This is a genomic window from Nucisporomicrobium flavum, from assembly GCF_016464385.1.
Classification (GTDB): Bacteria; Actinomycetota; Actinomycetes; order Mycobacteriales; family Micromonosporaceae; genus Actinoplanes; species Actinoplanes flavus_A.
Genome location: NZ_JADMLH010000002.1, coordinates 407,740 through 423,986, shown reverse-complemented (window position 1 = coordinate 423,986; position 16,247 = coordinate 407,740). Strand labels below are relative to the sequence as shown.

Genomic DNA, 16,247 nt, shown 5'->3' with positions numbered 1-16,247 from the left:
CCTTTCGGGTGCTTCCGCGGCCGTCAGGCCGAGGGGAGCCCGGCCGCGCCGGACTCGATCTCAATCGCCGCCGGTAACGGCAGCGGGGATTCCGGGGGGCGCGCCGGTAGGCGCAGGGTGAACGTCGAGCCTCCACCCAGTGTGCTGGAGACGTCGACGCGGCCGCCGTGGTTCGTGGCGATGTGCTTGACGATGGCCAGGCCGAGGCCGGTGCCGCCGGTGGAGCGCGAGCGTGCCTGGTCGGCGCGGTAGAAGCGCTCGAAGATCCGGTCGACGTCGTGCGGGGCGATGCCGATGCCCTGGTCGGTGACGTCGATCTCGATCCACTCGTCGTCCTGGCGCATGGTGAGCGCGACGCGGGTGTCCTCGCCCGAGTACGCGATCGCGTTCTCGACCAGGTTCGTCACGGCGGTGGCGACCTGGCTGTCGCTGCCGTACACGGTGGCGCCCTTGGGGCCGGTGTAGACGACTTCGATGTTCTTGGCCGCCGCGGTGGTGCGGGTGCGGTCGACGACCTCGGCGATGACCCAGTCCAGCGCGACGGGTTCCGGCGTGGGCAGCGGCTCGGCGCCCTGCAGCCGGGTGAGCTCGAGCAGCTCGTTGACGAGGCGGCCCATGCGGGCGGACTCGTGGTGGATCCGGTCGGCGAAGCGCCGGGCCGCGATGAGGTCCTCGGACTGCGCCTCGGGTGCGGAGCCGGGGAGCTCGGTGGCGTCCAGGAGGGCTTCGGCGAGCAGCTGCAGGGCTCCGATCGGCGTCTTGAGCTCGTGGCTCACGTTGGCCACGAAGTCGCGCCGGACCCGGGCGAGGCGGTGCGATTCGGTGACGTCGGCGGCTTCCACGGCGACGTGGGTGGCGTTCAGGGCGACGGCGCGCAGGTGCAGCCCGAGCGGCGCGGATGCGTTGCCGGCTCTGCCCCGGGGCAGGTCGAGCTCGACCTCGCGGCGTACGCCGGTGCGGCGTACCTGGCCGGCGAGGGTGCGCAGGATCGGGTGGGCGGCGATGGTGCCCGGGGCGCCGCCGGAGCGGAGCAGCCCCATCGCGCGGGCGGCCGGGTTCACGAGCACCGGGTGGTCGTCCGCGTCGAGCACGACCACGCCCACGCGCAGCGAGTCGAGGCTCTTGCGGCCGAGGCCCTTGAGCCCCGTCCTGCCGGTCGGCTCCTCGTCGATGTCGATCTTCCGTACCCCCTCGCTCGCTCCGGCCGGCGCGGGTCCGGCCACCGGCCGCTCCGGCCCACGGGTGCGGGACAGCAGCCATCCCGCCGCGACGCCGACGGCGAGCGCGACGAGGATGAGGGCGAGGCCGTACACCGTGTCCACGCAGCGATCGTAGGGTCATTGTTTACCTGACCCGTACGGCTAACCGGACAAATCCGGCGCGCTTCGAACAATGTTCACCGCCCGGCCCGGCGTCGTTCACCGCCGTTCATGTCCGCGCCGCCGAGCCCTCCTAGCGTGGCCCCTGCAAGCCCTGCTCACCTCGGCTGCCGGAGATGGTTCCGGCCGGCCTCGACCCCGGGACGAGAACATGCGTGAGGAGTTCCAGGCGGACCTCAATGAGGTCAGTCGCCTGCTGGTGACGATGGCGGAGGCGGTACGCGCCGCCCTGCGCAAGGCGACGACCGCGCTGCTGACCGCGGACCGGGAGGCGGCGGAGGCGGTGATGGCCCGCGACGCGGAGGTCGACGACATCTACCGCCAGGTCGAGACGAAGGTGGCCGACACGATCGCGCGGCAGGCCCCGGTGGCCTCCGACCTGCGGATGGTGATCACCGCGCTGCACATCTCCGCCGATCTGGAGCGGATGGGCGACCTGGCCGAGCACGTGGCGAAGACCGCGCTGCGCCGGCACCCGTCGCCGGCGGTCCCGGCGGAGCTGCGCCCGGTCTTCCGGCAGATGGCGGAGGTCGCCGACCGGATGGCCGACAAGATCACCACGGTGCTGGCCCGTCCCGACGCCGGCTTGGCGGCCGAACTCGAGAAGGACGACGACGCCATGGACGACCTCGAGCGCGACCTCTTCAAGGTCCTGCTCGCCGACGACTGGCCGTACGGCGCGGAGACCGCCATCGACGGCGCCCTCCTCGGCCGCTTCTACGAGCGCTACGCCGACCACGCCGTCAACAGCGCCGAACAAATGCTCTACCTCATCACCGGCGAACAAACCGCCTGACCCACCAACTGACAAAGCGCCGGGCGCCACGGGGGCACCCGGCGCTTCGCCGTCACCAAGGCCTCGGCGTCAACCGGTGCAAGCAGAGCAACCACAACGCTTTTCGGGGGCGGGGATGCCGCACGCAGGGATCAAGCCTGACCGCCCGGAGTGCGGCATCCCCGCCCCCGAAAAGCCCCCACAGTGGGAAAATCAGCGACCCTGGTTAGCGACGGCGGCCGCGGCCTCTTTGGCCAGCTCCGGGTCGAGGTACTCGCCGCCGGCGGTGACCGGGCGGAGCGAGTCGTCGAGGTCGTAGCGCAGCGGGATCCCCGTCGGGATGTTGAGCTTCGCGATGGCCTCGTCGGAGATCTGGTCGAGGTGCTTCACGATCGCGCGCAGGCTGTTGCCGTGCGCCGCCACCAGCACCGTCTTGCCCGCGCGCAGGTCCGGGACGATCGCGTCGTACCAGTACGGCAGGGCGCGCAGCAGCACGTCCTTCAGGCATTCCGAGCGGGGCTTGAGCTCCGGCGGCAGGGCCGCGTAGCGCGGGTCGGCGAACTGCGAGTACTCGTCGTTGTCGTCGATCGGCGGCGGGGGCACGTCGTACGACCGGCGCCAGAGCATGAACTGCTCCTCGCCGTACGTTTCGAGGGTCTGCTTCTTGTCCTTGCCCTGGAGGGCGCCGTAGTGGCGCTCGTTGAGCCGCCAGTGCCGCTTGACCGGGATCCAGTGCCGGTCCGCGGTGTGCAGGGCGATCTCGCTGGTGCGGATGGCGCGGCGCAGCACGCTGGTGTGCACGACGTCCGGCAGCAGGCCGTGCTCCTTCAACAGCTCGCCGCCGCGGCGGGCCTCCGTCTCCCCCTTGGCGTTCAGGTCGACGTCGACCCAGCCGGTGAAGAGGTTCTTGGCGTTCCACTCGCTCTCGCCGTGGCGCAGCAGCACAAGGGTCCCAGTCATGCCCTCCATCCTGCCGCAACCCCACACCGGCCGTACGCCGACCCCGAGTGGCGACCACCACGTGGAAACCGGGCTGCGAGGCCCGCGAAGGATCACTAGGTTGTAAGTCCACAAGGTTCTACCGGTGCTTACAACGGGGGTGCGGGCGTGCGTGGGTGGTTGCGGGAAGCGGCGGGTGGGCTGCCCCGGCAGTTCTGGTTCCTCTGGACCGGGACGCTGATCAATCGGCTCGGCGCCTTCGTCGTCATCTACCTGGCCATCTACCTCACCCAGGACCTGCATTTCTCGCAGAGCCAGGCCGGCCTGGTGCTGGGGGCGTACGGCGTCGGCGGCGCGATCGGCACGATGACCGGCGGGGTGCTCACCGACCGCTGGGGCCGGCGCCCCACGATGCTCATCGCCCAGTTCGGCACCGCCGCGCTGATGCTCTCGCTGGGCTTCGCCGGGCAGTTCTGGCAGCTGCTCGTGGGCGCCTGGCTGCTGGGCGTCTTCGCCGAGGGGGTCCGGCCGGCGTTCCAGGCGATGATGGTCGACGTGGTGCCGGACCGGGACCGGATCCGGGCGTTCTCGCTGAACTACTGGGCGATCAACCTGGGCTTCGCCGGGGCGGCGATCCTGGCCGGGATGCTCGCGAAGGTCGACTACCTGCTGCTGTTCGTGGTGGACGCCGGCACGACCCTGATCACCGCGCTCATCAGCCTCGTCTTCATCGCCGAGACGCGGCCGGTCCGGGCGGCCGTCCGGCGGGTCCGCGGCGGCCCGGGCCTCGGTACGGTCTTCCGCGACCGGGTCTTCGTGAGCTTCCTCGCACTGAACTTCGTGATCGTCCTCGTGATCATGCAGCACATGTCCACGCTGCCGATCGCGATGACCGCGGACGGCCTCAGCCCGGCGACCTTCGGCTGGGTGATCGCGGTGAACGGGCTGATGATCGTGGCGGGCCAGCTGTTCGTGCCGAAGCTCATCGACGGCCACAACCGGTCGCGGGTGCTCGCCCTGGCGATCCTGATCATGGGCATCGGCTTCGGGCTCAACGCGTTCGCGGGCTCGGCCGCCTTCTACGCGGTCACCGTGGTGATCTGGACCCTCGGCGAGATGCTGCAGAGCCCGTCGAACTCGGCGCTGGTGGCCGAGCTGTCGCCGTCCCAGCTGCGGGGCCGCTACCAGGGCGTCAACTCGCTGTCGTGGTCGGCGGGATCGGCGCTGGCACCGGTGATCGGCGGTTTCGTGCAGCAGCACGCGGGCAGCGCCGTCCTGTGGCTGAGCTGCGCAGCGCTCGGCGTGCTGGTCGCGATCGGCCAGCTGGTGTCCGGCCCGGCCCGGGAACGCCGCGCGGCCGAGCTGCGCCTGTCGGAGCGCGCGCTGACGACGCCCGCTCCCGCCGCGACGGAGACGCCTCACGAGGAGGACATCACCCCGCCGCGGCAGGTGCCCGTCCCGGCCGAGAATTAGGGTGTGAACACGACCCGGGCCCGCAGCCGCCGGAAGCCGGTGCGTTCGAGCTCGGCCACGGTCGCCACGCGATGGGCGTCGGCATCGGCCACCACCTCGCGGGCGCCGGCTTCCGCCAGCACCCCGGTCGCCTCGGCCAGCAGGTCCGCGAGGACGGGAGGGTCGAGAACGCCGAGGTAGGCCAGGAGCGGATAGCAGGCGTCCCCGGCCGTACCGGCGAGTCCCACCGGTACGCCGTCGGTCAGCGCGACCCGCCAGTCCCCCGGCGAGTCGCCGAGCCACGCGAGCGGGTCCGTGGCGAGGTCGACGCCGGCCACCGCCCGGGCCGTCTCCGCGCCGGTCAGCACCTCCGGCCCGGCGATCCGGCCCACCAGGTCGTTGATCTCGGCGGCATCGTGCGCCGGGCGGAACGTGTGGCGCCCCGAGGCGGCCGGGAGCGGCGTACCCGTCCAGGTGAAGCGCAACCGCTCACCCCGCTCGACGAGGCCGGCGAGCCGGGCCGCCTCCATGGGCCGTTCCACGACGGCTTTGACGTCGGGCCGGCGCCGCCAGTAGGCCGGCGCCGCCGCGTAGTAGGGGCGGGGGCCGCCGAAGGCCTCGTGGGCGGCGCGCAGCAGCTCGGCGCCCACCTCGGGCTCGGCGGTCACGTCGAAGCGTTCCAGCCAGGGATCGCCGACCGCGCCGGGCGGCTCGACCCAGGCGGCGCGGGCGACGAGCCGGCCGCCGCGCAGGGCGACCCAGGTGTTCTCGGGGCGGTAGCCGCCGGCGGCGAGGCCGTCGGCGTACGGGACCTGCCGCAGCTCGGGCAGCGGGTCGGGCAGCGAGTCGAACAGGTTTTCCTCGCCCGCGGCGAGCGGGCGGACGACCACGTCGGTCATGGGGAACTCCTCCAGAGCAGACGCCCCGGTTCAGCTCCGCGTGGACGCCGGGACGCGGAGGGGGCGCAGAACATCGGACATTGTTCTGACCTCCTTCCGGCTCGTGGCGTACCGAAAAACTAGCAGGCTCAGACCAGCTCGGCGACGACCATCGCGGTCAGGTCCACATGGGGCAGCAGCCGGCCGTGGGCCTCCGTACCGATCTTGACCAGCGGCCCGCGCTGCAGCAGCGCGCCCGGGTCGGCGGTCTCCTTCGGCTCGGTCTCCTCCCACACCGAGTCCTCGATCGCGTGCAGCGCGGGGACGACGAAGCCGATCAGCTCGCCGCCGGGCCCGTCGACCAGCAGGACCCGCGCCGTCCTCGGGTCCGGCACGCCGGGCACGCCGAGCAGCTGCGGCAGCGACATCAGCGGCACGGACAGCCTGCGGTGGGCGAAGATCCCGAGCAGGGCGCCGGCGTCGTCGACGGCGATCGCGTTCTCCGGGTACGGGACGATCTCGGTGATCTGGCTCAGCGGCGTCGCCGCCTCGGTACCCACGCTGTACGTGAGGAACTTGCGGACGCTCGGCACGACCTGACGGCCGTCCGGACGGTCCTGTTCCCGGCTCGCATTCCGGGTCGCCGGCGGTCGCTGGGTGGTGGCGCCGGCCGGGTCCAGGGGTACGCCCAGACTGCCGAGCGCGTCCAGCTCGGCGTCGGCACGCAACGCCTCGCCGTTGAGCAGCAGGTGCTGATCGCCGGAGCCGGTACGCAGCACCCCGGTCAGGAACCCGTCCTTGCGCATGCCGACCGGCGGGAGCGGCAGCACGTCGGCGACGGGCACCGAGGCGATGTCGGCGATCTCCGACACGGTGAACACGACGAGGCCCCGGGGGGTGGCCAGCACCACGCCGCGCAGGTTGCCGTCGTCGGGCACGGTGCCCAGGCCGAGAAGTTCGAGCGGGTCCACGGCCGGCACCGCCTTGCCCTGCAGGTGCACCACGCCGCGTACGGAGGAGCCGTCCAGCGGCGAGGAGTGCAGCGTGACCTGGGGAACCACCGAGTGCACGTGGCCCACGTCGATGCAGAGCCCGACCGGCCCGCAGCGCAGCAGGAGCACCGTACGGCGGGACGTGTCGGTGTCCACGCCGCCGAGCCCGGCGATGGACGCGCGGGGACCGGTGTCGCAGACGACGGGTACGCCGGGCAGCCGGGAGATCGCCTCGGCGTCCAGCAGCGACACCACCGCGCCGTCCTCGGGCCGCTCGAAGGTGTGCGAGAACAGCGCCGGCCGCTCCCCCGCGACGGAGACGCCCAGCAGCGACTCGGTACGGATCCGTGTCACCCCCTCGATCTCGTCGGCGAGCAGGCCGAACAGTTGGTCGCCGCGGGCCACGATGACGATCACCCGGCCGCTGTCGTCGTCCGGGGCGTACCCGGCGAGCAGGCGCAGGTCGAGCACGGGGATCACGACGTGCCGCAGGTTGACCGCGCCGAGCAGCCCTGGCGCGGTGGCCGGGAGCGGGCTGAACGCCGGCGGTCGCATGATCACCTCGCGGAGCTCGTCCAGCGGCAGCGCGACCCGGACGCCGCCGGCGTGGAAGACCCCGTACCGGGCCTCGATGGCCGTCACCGGGCCGGTGTCCCCTCCGGCGCCATCGCGGCGTCGGTGCCGATCAGGTCGTTGATGAGGCCGTTCACCGACCGCGAGGCGTCCTGCTGGAGCTGGGTCGAGTCGGCGATCCGCTTGATCGACTCGGTGGTGGAGGCGACGCTCCTGAGGATCTGGCCGAAGGCGTCCTGGGCGCGGTGCGAGACCGCCGAGCCCTGGCCGACCCGCTGCGCGGACTCGTGGATCAGCGTGGTGATCTCCCGTGCCGCGTCGGAGGACCGCTCGGCCAGCTTGCGGACCTCCCCGGCCACCACGGAGAAGCCGACTCCATGCTCGCCCGCGCGGGCGGCCTCGATGGAGGCGTTGAACGCCAGCAGGTTGGTCTGGCTGGCGATCTCCCCGATCACGTTGACGATGGCGGCGATCTGATCGGAGGACTTCTCGATGAGGTCGATCGCCTCGATGGACTTGCGCAGCTCCTCGTACCCCTCCTGGGCGTTCTGCTGGGTCTCCCCCGCCAGCCGGCTCGCCTGCTGCGCGCTCACCACGATCTCGTCGATCGAGCCGGTCAGCTCGTTGATCGACCGGCTCATCTCCCGGGTCTTCGCCGACAGCAGCTGCTCCAGCTGGACCTGGTCGGTGATGTCGTGGGCGTACTTGACGACCTTGAACGGCCGGCCCTGCATGTCGAAGATCGGGTTGTACGTGGCCTGGATCCACACGTCGCGGCCGAACTTGCCGACCCGGTGGAACCGGCCGCTGAGGTACTCGCCCTTGCGCAGCCGCAGCCAGAAGTCGCGGTACTCGGCCGAGATCACGTACTCCGGGGTTCAGAGCATGCTGTGGTGCTGGCCGACCAGCTCCCGCGCCGAGTAGCCGAGCGTGCGCTGGAAGTTCTCGTTGGCCAGCATGATGATGCCCTCGAGGTCGAACTCGATGACCGCCTGGGCGCGGTTGATGGCCTGGTCCTTGCCCTCGTACTCGGCGTTGTGCAGCTTGGCCTCGGTGATGTCGGTGGCGTACTTGACGACCTTGTACGGCCGCCCGTCCAGGTCGAGGATGGGGTTGTACGTGGCGCGCAGCCACACCTCCCGGCCGCCCTTGGCGACGCGCTTGTAGACGCCGGAGTCGAACTCGCCACGCCCCAGCCGGTCCCAGAACGCCAGGTAATCGGCGCCGGCCGCGTCCTCCTTACCGACGAACATCCGGTGGTGCTGCCCGCGTACCTCCTCGAGGGAGTAGCCGACCACGTCGAGGAAGTTGCGGTTGGCGTTGAGGATCCGGCCCTGCAGGTCGAACTCGACGACGGCCTGGGCGCGGCCGATCGCCTCGACCTTCCCCTCGTACTCGGCGTTACGCAGCTTGCCCTCGGTCACGTCGGTCGCGTACTTCACGATCTTCAACGGCCGGCCGTCCAGGTCGAAGATCGGGTTGTACGACGCCAGCAGCCACACCTCCTTGCCGTCCTTGCCGATCCGCTTGTACTCGCCGGACTCGTACTCGCCGCGGGCCAGCCGCTCCCAGAAGCGCTTGTACTCGGGGCTGCGGGCCGCCTCGGACTCCATGAACAGGCGGTGGTGCCGGCCGCGTACCTCATCGAGCTTGTAGCCGACCACGGCCAGGAAGTTCTCGTTCGCGTCGAGCACGTGCCCCTCGAGGTCGAACTCGACGACCGCCTGGGAGCGGCCGATCGCGGTGACCTTGCCGACGTACTCGGCGCTGTGCAGCTTGGCCTCGGTCACGTCGGTCGCGTACTTGACGACCTTGAACGGCCGCCCGTCCAGGTCGAAGATCGGGTTGTACGTGGCCTGCAGCCACACCTCCCGGCCGCCCTTGGCCAGCCGCTTGTACTCACCGGACTCGTACTCGCCGCGGGAGAGCGCCTGCCAGAAGTTGCGGTACTGGGCGCCGCGCGCCTCCTGCTCCTCGACGAACATGCGGTGGTGCTGGCCCCGGATCTCGTCGAGGGTGTAGCCCATCGTGTTCAGGAAGTTCTGGTTGGCGTCGAGGATCAGGCCGGACAGGTCGAACTCCACGACCGCCTGCGAGCGGTCGATCGCGGTGACCTTGCCCTCGTACTCGGCGTTGCGCAGCTTGGTGCCGGTCACGTCCAGGGCGTACTTCACGATCTTGTACGGCCGCCCGTCCAGGTTCAGGATCGGGTTGTACGTGGCCCGGATGTACACCTCCCGCCCACCCCGCCCGACCCGCTTGTACTCGCCGGACTCGGGCTCGCCGGTGCGCAGCCGCTCCCAGAACTGCTCGTACTCGGGGCTGTCGGCGTACCGGTCCTCGCACAGCATGCGGTGGTGCTGGCCGACCAGGTCGCTGAGCGAGTATCCGACCAGCTCCAGGAAGTTCTCGTTGGCGGACAGGATCGTGCCGTCGAGGTCGAACTCGATGACCGCCTGGGACCTGTCGATCGCGGCGTACTTGCCCTTGAGCTCGGTGACATACCGCCGGTCCTCGGTGATGTCGTACGCCGTGACGAACACCATCTGGCCGTCGGTCTGCCGCGCGCCCGGCTCCGGCTGCACCGGCCCGCAGTTGAGCCGCAGCCACTTGTGCCGGTCGGCGTGGTCCACGACCTCGATGACCTGCTCCAGGTACTCGCCGCCACGCGCGGCGTCGAGCATCCGGTCGACCGCGCTCGCCGAGGTGTTCCAGAGCTCGCTGAGCCGCTGCCCCACCACCTCGCTCCCGTCCCGGCCGACCAGATCGCAGAACCGGTCATTGGCGGCCACGACCGCGCCGGAGCGCGCGTTGACGGTGGCGATCAGGCGCTCGTGCAGCAGCAGGGCGAGGGATGCCTGCTGCAGCGCGGGGTCCGAGGCGAGCGGGGCGGAGGGGTGGACCACGGGGCTGCTCCTGGAGATCGTTTCCGGGACGTCACCTACCCGTTCGGCCGATGCCCGGAGGGGCTGAGCCGGTCCGCACGTTCCCCGGGCAATTGGCCTTAAGGGCGAGTTCGGCATCGTCCGTGAGGTTTGAGTTGCCCGGTGTGACGGTCCCGACAGATGGCAGACAGCCAAGTGGCTTGTGAGGCTTGACGGGCCCAACTAGCGTGGTCGATGGACGCCGAGCCGTTAGTTCGGGGAACGGGTTGGTCCTTCGGGACCGCCGCGGATCGGCGTTCGGGGACGGGTGGCATCAGCCGTTGGGGGACGGCGCGACCCGAGACCGGCGGTATGTGCGGGCGACGCCTATGGGGATGGGTGTCGCCCGCCGCCGCCGGCGCCAATCGTGATCACGAGCCCGGCCTGAGTGCCGGGCTTTTGTGCGTCTCAGACCCGCTGGGGCCCGCTGCGGCAGGTGAAGCGGGCATCCGGGCACAGAACGGGCAACGACAGCGCGCTTTCGGGCACGCTTCGGTCGTCGCGGGCGTCGCCCCGGGGCCATTCGGGTGGCCCGCCGAAACCGGCCCGGGGCGGCCGGTCACGCCGTGGTCTGGCGGGTGCGGGCGGCCGTCGCCGCCACCCGGCGCTCCCGCGCGGGCCCGGCAACCAGGTGCAGCACCGCCCCCGCCGCGCCGACCCCCGCGACGATCAGCCAGTGCGCCGGCCCGAAAGCCTGCAGGCTCGCCCCGCCCAGCGCCGGCGCCAGGAACGACGCCGCCGGGAACGTCAGGAAGAACACCGCCTGGTACCGGCCGCGCAGCTCCGGCGGCGCCAGCTCCGAGTTGATCTCGGCGTTCGGCGGGGCCGCCAGCATCGAGCCGATCGTCCAGACCGCCGCGGCGAGCAGGTAGACGGTGAGGCTGTCCGCCGCCGCCAGCACCGCGAAGCCCACGGCCATCACGGCCAGCGACACGGCCAGGACGCGGGCCTTGCGGTGCCGGTCGATGAGCTTGGGCACGAAGAGCTGGCCGGTCACGATGAGCGTCCCGCTCAGCGCCGTGAGCAGGCCGTAGCTGGACGGGCTCAGACCGTCGTCCCGCATGGCCAGGGGCACGATGGTGTTCGTCTGGCTGTAGAGCAGCGCCTGCAGCAGGGTCAGCCCCACGAACGCCAGGAAGATCCGGTCGGTCAGGGCCGTCCGCATCCCGCCGGCGTCCGCATCCGGCAGCGTCGTGCGCCGGCGGGTCTCCGGGACCTTCCAGAAGATCAGTACGCAGGTCAGCGCCGTCGACGCCGCGTCGATGAGGAACAGGCCGAGGTAGCTCCACTCCGCCAGCACCCCGGCGAGCAGCGACGCACCGGCCATGCCCAGGTTGAACGCCCAGAATTGCAGGTTGAAGGCGCGGGAGCGGTGCTCCGCCGGCACCACGTCGATGATCGCGGCGACGAAGGCGGGGCCCGGCATGGCCTGGGCGAGACCCAGCAGCAGTGAGAACGCGGCGATGACGGGCAGCGCGGTGCTCAAAGCCAGGGCCACGAGCAGGATCGCGGTGGCAATGTGCGAGGCGAGCAGCGTGGACCGGCGGCCCCAGCGGTCGGTGAGGACGCCGCCGAGCAGGGTGCCGGCGACGCCGCCGATGCCGTACGCGCCGACGATGAGGCCGGCCAGGGCGGTGCTCGCGCCGCGCTGCGCCGTCAGGTAGAGCGACAGGAACAGCACGGCGAAGCCGCCGACCCGGTTGATCAACAGGCCCGTCCACAGGTACCAGTAGGTGGCCGGCAGCCCGCCGACCGCGTCCGACCACCACGTACGCGCCTTCGGCACCCGGCCCTCCAACTGGCAATGCTCTTAACTAATGCATCAGCCAGGTTAACCGTGCCGTCAGCCCCGATCGCGCCAGACCCAGTTCGGGCGGACGTACAGCTCGCGGAGGCCCGCGCGGAGCATGTTCGTCAGGGACGGGTTGACCGTTCCCTCGGCGGGCTGGGCGACCTCCGCGACGAGCCACCGGCAACCCGCTCGCCGGGCTGCCTCGGCGCCGGCCGCGATGAGCGCCTGTTGCGCGCCCCGGCGCCGGTGCACGGGCAATGTCGCGGTGGTGTTCAGCGAGGCCACCTCCCCCATGACGAAGACGTTCGCCGCGGCCACGAGCGCGTCCCCGTCCCAGGCCGCGTACGGCCGGAATCCGCCGTGACCCGCGGCGGCGGTGACCATGTCGATCAGCCCGTCGAGCGGCATGCCGAAACCTCGGAGGACGACCGAGGCCCAGGCCGGCGCGTCCGCGGGACCCACCTCGCCGATGCGCAGCCCGGTCGTCGCCGGGCCGACGACCTCGACCGGGGCGGCGAGCTTCACCAGCCGGTGGCCCTCCTCGATGCCCCTGGCGGCACAGATCTCCGCCCAGTCGGGCGGCAACGCGGCCGGCGCGATCTGCAGGACCGCCTCGGGATCGTCGTGCGCCCGGTAGAAACCCAGAATCTCGTCGACGAGGTCCGCGGTGACCGGCTCGGTGATGCCGAATCCCAGCGCCTTGCTCCAGTAGCCGGTCGGGTCGTCGCGCATGGACAGCACGACCCCGCCGCCGATGCGGGCCGTACGGATGGCCAGCCGGAATCGGGCAGAGGCCGGGGCACCGGACACGTACGCGTCCATGAACTCCGCTTCGACCCGCTCGGCCAGCACGGTCAGGTGATCGGTGATCGTCGTCTGCATACCGGCAAGATGCGGGCCGGCTCCCGGGAGTTCGATCTCCGCGGCAGGTTTTTCAGCGCGGGTGGTGGTAGAGCCGCAGTTCGTGCACCCGGCCCCGGGCCAGCGACTGGACCCACACGACGCCGGGCGGGCAGTGCTCCGGGTCCTCCGGCGGGTTCACCAGGTCGCACTCCCAGACCAGCACGTCCGGGCCCGCGACAACCCCGGTCAGCCGCTGCCGTACGCCCACCGCCAGATCGCTCTCCATGACGTCCACGAGGTGGCGACGGCCGCGGTGCCGCGCCCCGCCGGGCCAGAAGCTCTCGACGGCCGGGGCGTACAGGGCCGCCAGCGCCTCACCGAAGGACCCCGCCTCCGCCGCCCGGAACACCTCCTCGGCCTCGCTGCGGCGCGCCGCCGTCCGGAGCCGCGTGTCCGCGTGGGCGGCGTCCGCGGTGGCCAGCAGTGCCTCGGCCAGCTTCGCCCGGGCCTGACTCAACCGGCTGCGCACTGTGCCGACCGGGATCGCGCAGACCTCCGCGATGGCCTCGTACCGGGTCAGACCGGTGAAGTGCCGCAGCACCGTGACCAGCCGCAGTGGGGGCGTCAGCCCGTCCAGGGCGTGCCACACCCAGTCGCGCAGCGCCTGCCGTTCCAGCACCTCGGCCAGGTCCGGCTCCACCGGCAGCAGGCCCTGCAGGACGTCGTCGCGCACCGGCCTGGCCGCTTCCCGGCGCAGCTGCGCCCGGCTGGCGTTGCGCACCACCGCCCGCAGCCACGGGCCGGCCGCCGCCGGATCGCGCAGGTCGCCGATGCGGCGTACGGCCACCAGGGACGCCTCCTGCACGGCGTCCTCGGCGTCGGGGCCGGCACCCAGCAGGCTCAGCGCGACGCCGTACATGCCGGCCCGGTGGCGGGCGAGCAGCAGCCCCAGCGCCGAGACGTCGCCGAGCTGGGCCTCGCGTACCAGGTCGGCGTCCGGCGGCATGTCAGGCCCGGTCGGCGTCCGGGTCCGCGAAGTGGGCGAACGCCTGCAGGTTGGCCAGGGACTCGCCGCGCTTGGCCCGCCACTCCCACTCGCGCCGGATGGCCGTGCCGAAGCCGATCTCCAGCATCGAGTCGAACGACTCGTCCGCGTACGTCAGCACCGCTCCGAACAGCCGGTCGAGCTCGTCCTCGTCAAGGCCCTTCAGCGACACCCGCCCGGTCAGGTAGACGTCCCCGGCCGCGTCGATGGAGAAGGCGACGCCGTACATGCGGGCGTTGCGGCGCAGCAGCCAGGCCCACAGCTGCTCGTGGTTCTCGTCGGGGTGGCGCATGACGAACGCCTCGACGCGCAGCGCGTGCTCGCCGACGATCAGATTGCACGCGGTCTTCAGCTTGTGCGTGCCGGGGATCGTGACGACCCAGGACGAGTCGCCGGTCGGCTCGCAGGGCAGCTCGCGCTCCGCGCAGACGCGTTCGATGAGGGCTCCGACGTCGTTCACCACGAGAACGAGCCTGCCAGACGCGCGGCGATCAGCGCACGGTGCTCCGAGACCGCCTCGCGATAGACCCGCAGCAGGCCTTCCGCCGTACGGTCCCAGGAGAAGTTCGATGCGTGCCGCACCGCGCCGACCGACAGCCGCAGCCGCTGGGCCGGCGAGTGCAGCAGCCGGGCCAGCACCGCCGACCAGTCGGCGGGGTCGTGCCCGTCGACCAGGACGCCGCTGACGCCGTCGGTGACCGCGGTGACCAGCCCGCCGACCGCGGCCGCGACCACCGGCGTGCCGCACGCCTGGGCCTCGAGCGCCACCAGCCCGAACGACTCGTTGTGCGAGGGGACGGCGACCAGGTCCGCCGACCGGTAGAGCGCGGCGAGCGCCTCGCCGGTCTGCGGCGGCAGGAACCGCACCTTGTCCGCGACGCCGAGCGACGCGGCGAGCTCGATGAGCGAGGTGGGCCGGTCGAGCCCGCTGCCGCTGGGACCGCCGCAGATCACCACGGTGACGTCGGCGTTGCGCATCGGCCCGGCGGCCAGCGCGCGGATCAGCACGTCCGGGCCCTTGAGCGGCTGGATGCGGCCGACGAACGCGACCACGTACCCCCGCTCGGGCAGGCCGAGCCGGCGGCGGTCGGCGGCCTGGCTGCCGCCGGGCCGGAAGCGGCCGAGGTCCACGCCGGGCTGCACCACGGACAGCCGGGTCGGGTCGGCGTCGTAGCAGGTGACGAGGTCCTGGGCCTCGAAGCGGGTGTTCGCGACGAGCCGGTCCGACTCCGCGACGACCTGCTCCTCGCCGATCACCCGGGCCTTGGGCTCCGGGCGGTCACCGTCGGCGATGAACCTGTTCTTGACCTTCGCGAGCGTGTGCGCGGTGTGCACGTGCGGGACGCCCCAGCGTTCCCGGGCGAGCCAGCCGACCTGCCCCGACATCCAGTAGTGCGAGTGGATGAGGTCGTAGTGGCCGGGCGGGTTCGCGGCCTCCGCACGCAGCACGCCGTTGGTGAAGGCGCACAGCTGCGACGGCAGCTCCTCCTTCGACAGGCCCTCGAAGGGTCCCGCGGTGACGTGCCGCACGCTGACCCCGGGCGCCATCTCGACCACGGGCGGGAGCTCGCTGGACGTGGCCCGGGTGAAGATCTCGACCTCGACACCGCGCTCGGCGAGCCGGCGGGACACCTCGACGATGTAGACGTTCATGCCGCCCGCGTCGCCGGTGCCGGGTTGCTCGAGCGGTGAGGTGTGCACGGAGAGGGTGGCGATGCGCCGGGGAGTCGGCCAGTGGCCTGCGGCCCGCGGGTCAGCCACGTCGTGTCCCTTCAAAAGCGGTCAAACGTAACGGCGAACTGTTACGCCGTCGTTCATCTTCCCCGTGCGGACCGCCTGAATCCCACTCCAGGCGCTCCGGGGTGACTCAGGTCATGAGGCAGGATCTAGGCATGGTGCAGAAGAACATCGCCGTCGTGACGGGTGCGTCCAGCGGTATCGGGGCGGCGACGGCCCGCCGCCTGGTCGCCGAGGGCTTCCACGTGGTCGCCGCGGCCCGCCGTACGGACCGGCTCGAGGCCTTCGTGAAGGAGGTCGGCGAGGCGTCGGCGACCGCCGTGGCCTGCGACGTCACCTCGGCGGAATCGGTCACGGCGCTCGCGGAGGCGGTGACGGCGCTGGGCGGCCCGGTCACCCTGCTCGTCAACAACGCCGGCGGCGCCCGCGGGGTGGAGCCGGTCGCCGAGGGCTCGGTCGAGAACTGGCAGTGGATGTACGACGTCAACGTGCTCGGCACCCTGCGGGTCACGAAGGCGCTGCTGCCCGCCCTGGAGGCGAGCGGCGCGGGCACGGTCGTGACGGTCGGCTCGACGGCGGCCTTCGTGGTCTACGAGGGCGGCGGCGGGTACACGGCCGCGAAGCACGCCCAGAACGCGCTGGTCGGCACGCTGCGCCTGGAACTGGCGGGCAAGCCGGTCCGGGTCGTGGAGATCGACCCGGGCATGGTGCGCACCGATGAGTTCGCTCTCAACCGCCTCGGCGACCAGGACAAGGCCGATGCGGTGTACGCGGGCGTCCGCGAGCCGCTGGTCGCCGACGACATCGCCGACTGCATCGCGTGGACGGCCACCCGTCCGCAGCACGTCAACGTCGACCGGCTGGTGGTGCGCCCGATCGCGCAGGCCGCGCAGCACAAGGTCGTCCGCGAGAAGTAGC

General features: G+C 71.9%; 14 protein-coding genes. 3 read left to right on the top strand and 11 right to left on the bottom strand.

The window, feature by feature from the left end; genetic code table 11:
• Nucleotides 1–23: 23 nt before the first annotated feature.
• Nucleotides 24–1,322 (bottom strand): sensor histidine kinase, encoded by a 1,299-nt coding sequence (locus IT780_RS06170; RefSeq protein ID WP_199510416.1) that lies wholly within the window; start codon nucleotides 1,320–1,322, stop codon nucleotides 24–26.
• Nucleotides 1,323–1,530: 208 nt separating this feature from the next.
• Here IT780_RS06170 and phoU point away from each other — a divergent pair, with 208 nt between their 5' ends.
• The gene (gene phoU / locus IT780_RS06165; protein WP_199510415.1) at nucleotides 1,531–2,175 is read left to right on the top strand and encodes a phosphate signaling complex protein PhoU; all 645 of its coding nucleotides are present in this window, start codon (nucleotides 1,531–1,533) and stop codon (nucleotides 2,173–2,175) included.
• A gap of 192 nt (nucleotides 2,176–2,367) precedes the next feature.
• Here phoU and IT780_RS06160 read toward each other — a convergent pair whose 3' ends face one another.
• Nucleotides 2,368–3,123 carry a phosphoglyceromutase gene (locus tag IT780_RS06160; RefSeq protein ID WP_199510414.1) on the bottom strand — a complete coding sequence of 252 codons (756 nt, stop codon included), beginning with the start codon at nucleotides 3,121–3,123 and terminating at the stop codon, nucleotides 2,368–2,370.
• Between the two features lie 138 nt (nucleotides 3,124–3,261).
• Between IT780_RS06160 and IT780_RS06155 the strand changes: the two genes are divergently transcribed.
• Nucleotides 3,262–4,566 carry an MDR family MFS transporter gene (locus tag IT780_RS06155; RefSeq protein WP_199510413.1) on the top strand — a complete coding sequence of 435 codons (1,305 nt, stop codon included), beginning with the start codon at nucleotides 3,262–3,264 and terminating at the stop codon, nucleotides 4,564–4,566.
• Here IT780_RS06155 and IT780_RS06150 read toward each other — a convergent pair.
• The 9 genes from IT780_RS06150 to mshA all read right to left on the bottom strand — a co-directional run bounded on the left by IT780_RS06150 (nucleotide 4,563) and on the right by mshA (nucleotide 15,353).
• Nucleotides 4,563–5,444 (bottom strand): acetyltransferase, encoded by an 882-nt coding sequence (locus tag IT780_RS06150; RefSeq protein WP_199510412.1) that lies wholly within the window; start codon nucleotides 5,442–5,444, stop codon nucleotides 4,563–4,565. The genes IT780_RS06155 and IT780_RS06150 overlap by 4 nt on opposite strands.
• Before the next feature lie 128 nt (nucleotides 5,445–5,572).
• Nucleotides 5,573–7,057, bottom strand: a complete 1,485-nt coding sequence (locus IT780_RS42995; protein ID WP_199510411.1) for a chemotaxis protein CheW — start codon at nucleotides 7,055–7,057, stop codon at nucleotides 5,573–5,575.
• Nucleotides 7,054–7,854 (bottom strand): methyl-accepting chemotaxis protein, encoded by an 801-nt coding sequence (locus tag IT780_RS41620; protein ID WP_307831063.1) that lies wholly within the window; start codon nucleotides 7,852–7,854, stop codon nucleotides 7,054–7,056. The genes IT780_RS42995 and IT780_RS41620 overlap by 4 nt, the downstream gene beginning before the upstream one ends.
• 12 nt (nucleotides 7,855–7,866) lie before the next feature.
• Nucleotides 7,867–9,894 carry a PAS domain-containing protein gene (locus tag IT780_RS06140; protein ID WP_307831062.1) on the bottom strand — a complete coding sequence of 676 codons (2,028 nt, stop codon included), beginning with the start codon at nucleotides 9,892–9,894 and terminating at the stop codon, nucleotides 7,867–7,869.
• A gap of 577 nt (nucleotides 9,895–10,471) precedes the next feature.
• On the bottom strand, nucleotides 10,472–11,698 hold the full coding sequence (locus tag IT780_RS06135; RefSeq protein WP_199510410.1) for an MDR family MFS transporter: 1,227 nt from the start codon (nucleotides 11,696–11,698) through the stop codon (nucleotides 10,472–10,474).
• 57 nt (nucleotides 11,699–11,755) lie between these two features.
• Entirely contained in the window at nucleotides 11,756–12,586 is an 831-nt protein-coding gene (locus tag IT780_RS06130; protein WP_199510409.1) for a GNAT family N-acetyltransferase, read from the bottom strand.
• Nucleotides 12,587–12,638: 52 nt separating this feature from the next.
• Nucleotides 12,639–13,553, bottom strand: coding sequence for an RNA polymerase sigma factor (locus tag IT780_RS06125; RefSeq protein ID WP_199510408.1), 915 nt, complete (start codon nucleotides 13,551–13,553; stop codon nucleotides 12,639–12,641).
• Between the two features lies 1 nt (nucleotide 13,554).
• Nucleotides 13,555–14,052: a type III secretion system chaperone family protein gene (locus IT780_RS06120; RefSeq protein ID WP_199510799.1), complete on the bottom strand. Its 498-nt coding sequence runs from the start codon at nucleotides 14,050–14,052 to the stop codon at nucleotides 13,555–13,557.
• Complete coding sequence (gene mshA / locus IT780_RS06115; protein ID WP_307831061.1) at nucleotides 14,049–15,353, bottom strand: D-inositol-3-phosphate glycosyltransferase; 1,305 nt, start codon at nucleotides 15,351–15,353, stop codon at nucleotides 14,049–14,051. The genes IT780_RS06120 and mshA overlap by 4 nt, the downstream gene beginning before the upstream one ends.
• Before the next feature lie 131 nt (nucleotides 15,354–15,484).
• Between mshA and IT780_RS06110 the strand changes: the two genes are divergently transcribed.
• Nucleotides 15,485–16,246, top strand: coding sequence for an SDR family oxidoreductase (locus IT780_RS06110; RefSeq protein WP_199510798.1), 762 nt, complete (start codon nucleotides 15,485–15,487; stop codon nucleotides 16,244–16,246).
• Nucleotide 16,247 lies beyond the last annotated feature (1 nt).